The 6,028-nt window shown below is 72.7% G+C and carries 4 protein-coding genes and 1 pseudogene; 4 read left to right on the top strand and 1 reads right to left on the bottom strand.

The window, feature by feature from the left end; translation table 11 throughout:
* Window positions 1-99 (bottom strand): annotated as a pseudogene (locus PV343_RS13305) (RpiB/LacA/LacB family sugar-phosphate isomerase); the annotation flags it as partial.
* Window positions 100-432: 333 nt separating this feature from the next.
* Here PV343_RS13305 and PV343_RS13300 point away from each other — a divergent pair.
* The 4 genes from PV343_RS13300 (at window position 433) to PV343_RS13285 (ending at window position 6,015) form a co-directional block, all read left to right on the top strand.
* On the top strand, window positions 433-1,134 hold the full coding sequence (locus PV343_RS13300; RefSeq protein WP_319147083.1) for an SDR family oxidoreductase: 702 nt from the start codon (window positions 433-435) through the stop codon (window positions 1,132-1,134).
* A gap of 160 nt (window positions 1,135-1,294) precedes the next feature.
* Window positions 1,295-2,458, top strand: coding sequence for an FAD-dependent oxidoreductase (locus tag PV343_RS13295; protein WP_319147082.1), 1,164 nt, complete (start codon window positions 1,295-1,297; stop codon window positions 2,456-2,458).
* Window positions 2,459-2,528: 70 nt separating this feature from the next.
* Complete coding sequence (locus tag PV343_RS13290) at window positions 2,529-3,344, top strand: inositol monophosphatase family protein (RefSeq protein ID WP_319147081.1); 816 nt, start codon at window positions 2,529-2,531, stop codon at window positions 3,342-3,344.
* Between the two features lie 127 nt (window positions 3,345-3,471).
* The gene (locus PV343_RS13285; protein ID WP_319147080.1) at window positions 3,472-6,015 is read left to right on the top strand and encodes a discoidin domain-containing protein; all 2,544 of its coding nucleotides are present in this window, start codon (window positions 3,472-3,474) and stop codon (window positions 6,013-6,015) included.
* The last annotated feature ends 13 nt before the right edge of the window (window positions 6,016-6,028 follow it).

The following is a 6,028-nucleotide window of genomic DNA, read 5'->3' as shown; positions in this document are numbered from 1 at the left end:
GATGTGGTGCTCGTCACCGGAGAACGGAGTGTTGAGGAAGGTCTCGACAAACTTGGTGGCGTCTTCCTGGGAGTGCATGCGGGCGCCGACGGCGACGACGGGGCAGGCGACGACCGCGCGGGCTGCGACGGCCGGGCCGGCCCGGACGAGCCGCTCTCCGCCGGTCGCGTACCCGTGCCCGCGCTCTCCGACGGGCCGGGGCCCGCGCCCGTACCGCCGCCCGCGGGAGCGCCGCACCCCGCCAGCAGCACGACCACCACGGCGGCCTTCCAGCCACCGGCCCACCCTCGCATGCGCGCACCTCCCCGCTCGGCCGTCCACGTGCGCCTCCAGGATGCCCCCGCTCCGGCGGCGGGACCCCCGGCTCGACGCAGGAAACCGATCGGTTTACGCTAGCGGAAACCGATCGGTTTCACCTGTCTGGAGACTGCCGTGACCGCACTCAAGAACTCCGTCGTCCTCGTCACCGGCGGCAGCCGGGGCATCGGTAAGGCCCTGGTCGAGGAGGCGTACGAACGGGGCGCAGGGAAGGTGTACGCCACCGCCCGCGACCCCCGCACCGTCACCCACCCCGACGCCGTCGCGCTGCCCCTGGAGGTCACCGACCCGGCCTCCGTGGCCGCCCTCGCCGAACAGGCGCCCGACGTCACCGTGCTGATCAACAACGCCGGCGTCTCGACCGGCGCCCGCGTCCTCGGCTCGCCCCTCGACGACATCCGCCACGAGACCGAGACCAACTACTACGGCCCGCTGCTCCTCACCCGCGCCTTCGCGCCGGTCATCGAACGCAACGGCGGCGGCCATCTCCTCAACGTCCACTCCGCCCTGTCCTGGGCCGCCGACGGCAGCAGCTACAGCTCCACCAAGGCCGCCCTGTGGTCGCAGACCAACAGCCTCCGCCTGGAGCTGCGCCCGCGCGGCATCGAGGTCACGGGCCTGCACATGGCCTACGTGGACACCGACATGACCTCGGGCGTCGACGCCCCCAAGGCGAACGCCCACGACATCGCCGTGGCCGCCCTCGACGGCGTCGAGTCCGGAGCGCACGAGGTGCTCGGCGACGACACCACCCGCTGGGTCAAGTCCGTCCTGTCGCAGGACCTCGCCTCGCTCTACCCGCAGCTCGCCGGGTGAACCGGCCACCCCGGGAGCGGTGACCGGCGAGCGCCCCGGGCCCGCTGCCGCCACCCGCGCCGACACGACCGGATGTGGTGCCCCGGTTTGCCCGCCCCGCCCTCCATGGCGTACCTGTGCCACCGGTCGAGGTACCGGAACGGACGGTGGGGTGGAACCGATGGCACGCATCCTGGTGGTCGGCGGCGGCATCGCGGGCACGGCGGCGGCCCTGGGCCTGCACAAGGCCGGACACGACGTGACCGTCGTCGAGGCGCACCCCGACGCCGCCGAGGACATCGGCGCGTTCCTGACCCTGGCGAGCAACGGCATGCGCGCCCTGGCCCAGCTCGACGCCGCGGACGCCGTCACGGCCGTCGGTTTTCCGCTGACTTCGCTCCGCCTGCTGGACAGCCGGGGCGCCGAGGCGGCGCACACGCCGCTCGGCGGGGCGGACGACCCGGCCCTGCGCTACCGCTGTCTGCGCCGCGGCGAGCTGAACACCGCCCTTCAGGGCGAGGTGGTCCGCCGCGGCGTACCCCTGCGGCACGGCACCCGCCTGGTGTCCGTGGCGGACGGCCCCGACGGCGTCACCGCGCACTTCGCCGACGGCGGGGCACTCACCGCCGACCTGCTGATCGGCGCGGACGGCCTGAACTCGGCCGTGCGCCGGCTCGTCGTCGCGCCCGAGGCCCAACCCCACTACGCGGGCCAGCGCGTCTTCTACGGCTACACGGACGGCGCTCCCGCCGCCGGGCGCACCGGCGCCATCACCATGGTGCGCGGCAGCGCCGCCGCCTTCGGGTACGCCGTCTCCCCGGCCGGCCGGACGTACTGGTTCGCCCGGGCCGGCGGCGACCCGCTGCCCGCAGGGCAGGACCCGGACCGCCCGGCCGGCGACCCGCGCGCCGAACTGCTCCCGCTGCTCGCCGGGGACGACACCCCCGCCGCCGGGATCGTCGCGGCCTGCGCCGGGCCCGTCATGGCCGTCAACGCCACCGAGATGCCACTCGGCGTCCCCTGGCACACCGGCCGCGTGCTGCTCGTCGGCGACGCGGCCCACGCGGCGTCCCCTGCCACCGGGCAGGGCGCCTCCATGGCGCTGGAGGACGCGGTCGTCCTCGCCAAGGCGCTGCGCGACGCCCCCGGGTCCGGCGCCGCGTTCGCCCGCTACGAACACCACCGCCGCCCGCGCGTCGAGCAGAACATCACCGTCAGCGGCGGCATCTCCCGGGGCACTCGCGCCCCCTCGCGCGGCCCGTCCGCGGGACACGAGCCCGACGAGGCGCTGCTCCACCAGCTCACCTGGGACGACCCGCTCCCCGCCGCCGGCACGGAGCGCTGAGGAGCGGCCGCCGTCCACCGAACTCGCGCTGACCCCCGTCCTGTTGTGAGGCGGGAGCTATCCTGCCCGGATGGGGATGATCGACTCGGAGCCGGACGGCCGGCTCGCCGTCCGGGCGGCCCTGGCGGGCGCGGTCGTGGTCCGCGCGATGTTCGGCGAACCGGGGGCCCGCGTCGAGAAGTCCGCCGGTGACTTCGCCACGGCCGCCGACCTCGCGGCCGAGGAGGCCATCGTGGGCGTGCTGCGCGCCGCACGGCCCGGCGACGCGGTGACCGGCGAGGAGGGCGGGAGCAGCGGCGCGGTGGACGCCCGCCGCCGCTGGCTCGTCGACCCGCTGTGCGGCACCCTCAACTACGCCTCGCGCTCCATGCTGGTGGGGGTGAACGTGGCCCTGCGCGTGGACGGCGCGATCACGGCGGCGGCGACGGCCGACCCGTTCAGCGGCGAGGTCTTCTGGACCGACGGACAGCGGGCCCGGATGCGGTACGAGGACCGCGACGAGGACTTGACGCCCTCGCCCGGCTCCCGGCTGGTGGACGTCAACCTCGACCCGCCGTTCCCCAACGCCCCCGGCTTCCAGGCCGCCCGGCTGCTGGCCGACCCCGGCTTCGTCCGGCGGTTCCGGCCCCGCGTGGTGTCCACCACCCTCGCGGTCGCCTGGGTGGCCGCGGGGCGCCGGGCCGCGTACGTCACCGACGGCCTCCTGCGGGACAGCGTTCACTTCTCGGCGGGTATCGCCCTGTGCCGGGCGGCCGGCTGCGTGGTGACCGGCCTCGACGGCACGCCCGTCCACACCGGCACGGGCGGCCTGATCGCGGCCGCGGACGCCGAGACCCACGCCGCTCTGCTGGAGATGGTCAACGGCCAAGCGGCACAGGTGCGTTAGCAGTTCAAGGTTTTGTCTTCCGAAGGCTTGCCGCCCGCTTGGTTCATCACTTAAATCAAAACATGAACTAAGTCGAGGGGTCGTGCGCCGACCCCTTCTGCCGCCTTTAGCCGCATGGAGCCGCCGCATGAGACTGAGATCCCTGGGCGTCGCGCTGGCCGCCGCAGCCGCGCTGATCGCCCTGCCCACCACCCATCCACCGGCCGCCGCCGCCGAGACCCCCCTGTCCCAGGGCAAGTCGGCCACCGCGTCGTCGGAGGAGAACGCCGGAACCGCGGCCGCCAAGGGCGTCGACGGCGACACCGGCACCCGCTGGTCCTCCGCCGCCACCGACGACCAGTGGTTCCAGGTCGACCTGGGGGCCACCGCGTCGGTCACCCAGGTGGTCCTCAACTGGGAGACCGCGTACGGCAAGGACTACAAGGTCCAGATCTCCAAGGACGGGAGCGCCTGGACCGACCTGAAGTCCGTCACCGGCTCCGACGGAGGCGCCGACACCCTCGACGTGTCCGGACAGGGCCGCTACGTGCGCATGCTCGGCGTGCACCGCGCCACGCAATGGGGCTACTCCCTCTGGGAGTTCCAGGTGTTCGGCGCCACGGGCGGCAGCACTCAGCCCACCTGCGGGACCGCGAACGCCGCCCAGGGCCGACCGGCCACGGCGTCCTCCACCGAGAACGCCGGCACCCCCGCCTCCGCCGCCTTCGACGGGAACACCGGGACCCGCTGGTCCAGCCAGGCGTCCGACCCGCAGTGGCTCCAGGTGGACCTCGGCGCGGCCAAGGACCTGTGCAAGGTCGACCTCACCTGGGAGGCCGCGTACGGCAAGGACTTCCAGATCCAGGCGTCCGCCGACGGACAGAGCTGGAACACCCTCAAGAGCGTCGACGGCGCGACCGGCGGGACCGCCTCCTACGACGTCAGCGGCTCGGGCCGCTACGTCCGGATCCTGGGCACCGCGCGGGGCACCGGCTACGGCTACTCCCTGTGGGAGGTCGCCGTGCACACCGGCGGCACCGGCACGCCCCCGATCGAGGGCGGCGGTGACCTCGGCCCGAACGTGATCGTCGTCGACCCCTCGACCCCGAACCTCCAGCAGAAGTTCGACGACGTCTTCAAGCAGCAGGAGTCCAGCCAGTTCGGCACCGGCCGCTACCAGTTCCTGCTCAAGCCGGGCACCTACAACGGCGTCAACGCCCAGATCGGCTTCTACACCTCCATCTCCGGACTCGGCCTGAACCCGGACGACACCCAGATCAACGGTGACGTCACCGTGGACGCGGGCTGGTTCAACGGCAACGCCACCCAGAATTTCTGGCGTTCGGCGGAGAACCTCGCCATCAGGCCCTCCCACGGCGACGACCGCTGGGCCGTCGCGCAGGCGGCGCCCTTCCGCCGGATCCACGTCCAGGGCGGCCTCAACCTCGCACCCAACGGCTACGGCTGGGCCTCCGGCGGCTACATCGCCGACTCGAAGATCGACGGAACCGTCGGGCCGTACTCCCAGCAGCAGTGGTACACCCGCGACAGCTCGGTCGGCGGCTGGACCAACGGCGTGTGGAACATGACGTTCTCCGGCGTCCAGGGCGCACCCGCGACCAACTTCGACAGCGGCCCGTACACCACCCTGGACACCACACCGGTCTCCCGCGAGAAGCCCTTCCTCTACCTGGACGGCTCCACCTACAAGGTGTTCGTCCCGGCCAAGCGGACCAACGCCCGGGGCGTCTCCTGGCCGGCGAACGCGGGCACCTCGCTGCCGCTCGACCAGTTCTACGTGGTCAAGCCGGGAGCGACCGCCACCACCATCAACGCGGCCCTCGCCCAGGGCCTCAACCTCCTCTTCACGCCCGGCGTCTACCACCTCGACCGGACGATCGACGTCACCCGCGCCAACACCGTGGTCCTCGGCCTCGGCCTCGCCACCCTGATCCCGGACAACGGCGTCGACGCCATGCACGTCGCCGACGTCGACGGCGTGAAGCTCGCCGGGTTCCTCATCGACGCGGGACCGGTCAACTCCGACACCCTGCTGCGGATCGGCGCGCCCGGCTCCGGCGCCGACCACTCGGCCAACCCGACCAGCATGCAGGACGTGTTCGTCCGCATCGGCGGCGCCGGACCCGGCCTCGCCACCAACTCGGTCGTCGTCGACAGCAACAACGTGATCATCGACCACACCTGGCTCTGGCGCGCGGACCACGGCACCGGGGTCGGCTGGGACACCAACCGCGCCGACTACGGACTGCGGGTCAACGGCAACGACGTGCTCGCCACCGGCCTGTTCGTCGAACACTTCAACAAGTACGACGTGTACTGGAGCGGAGAACGCGGCCGGACGATCTTCTTCCAGAACGAGAAGGCCTATGACGCCCCGAACGCCGCCGCCATCACCCATGACGGCATCGTCGGCTACGCGGCCTACAAGGTCGCCGACACCGTCGGCACGCACGAGGCATGGGGCCTGGGCAGCTACTGCAACTACACGTCCGATCCCTCGATCGTGCAGGCCCACGGCTTCCAGGTGCCCACCACCACGGGCATCAAGATGCACGACCTGCTCGTGATCTCCCTCGGCGGCAAGGGCCAGTACGCCCACGTCGTCAACAGCACCGGAGCCGCGACCTCGGGCACGGACACCGTCCCGTCCAAGATCACGTCGTTCCCCTAGTTCCCCTGGTTCC

It is taken from the genome of Streptomyces sp. WI03-4A (genome assembly GCF_033792105.1).
Classification (GTDB): Bacteria; Actinomycetota; Actinomycetes; order Streptomycetales; family Streptomycetaceae; genus Streptomyces; species Streptomyces collinus_A.
Note: the sequence above shows the minus strand (reverse complement) of the source record. Positions and strands in the feature narration are given on the sequence as shown.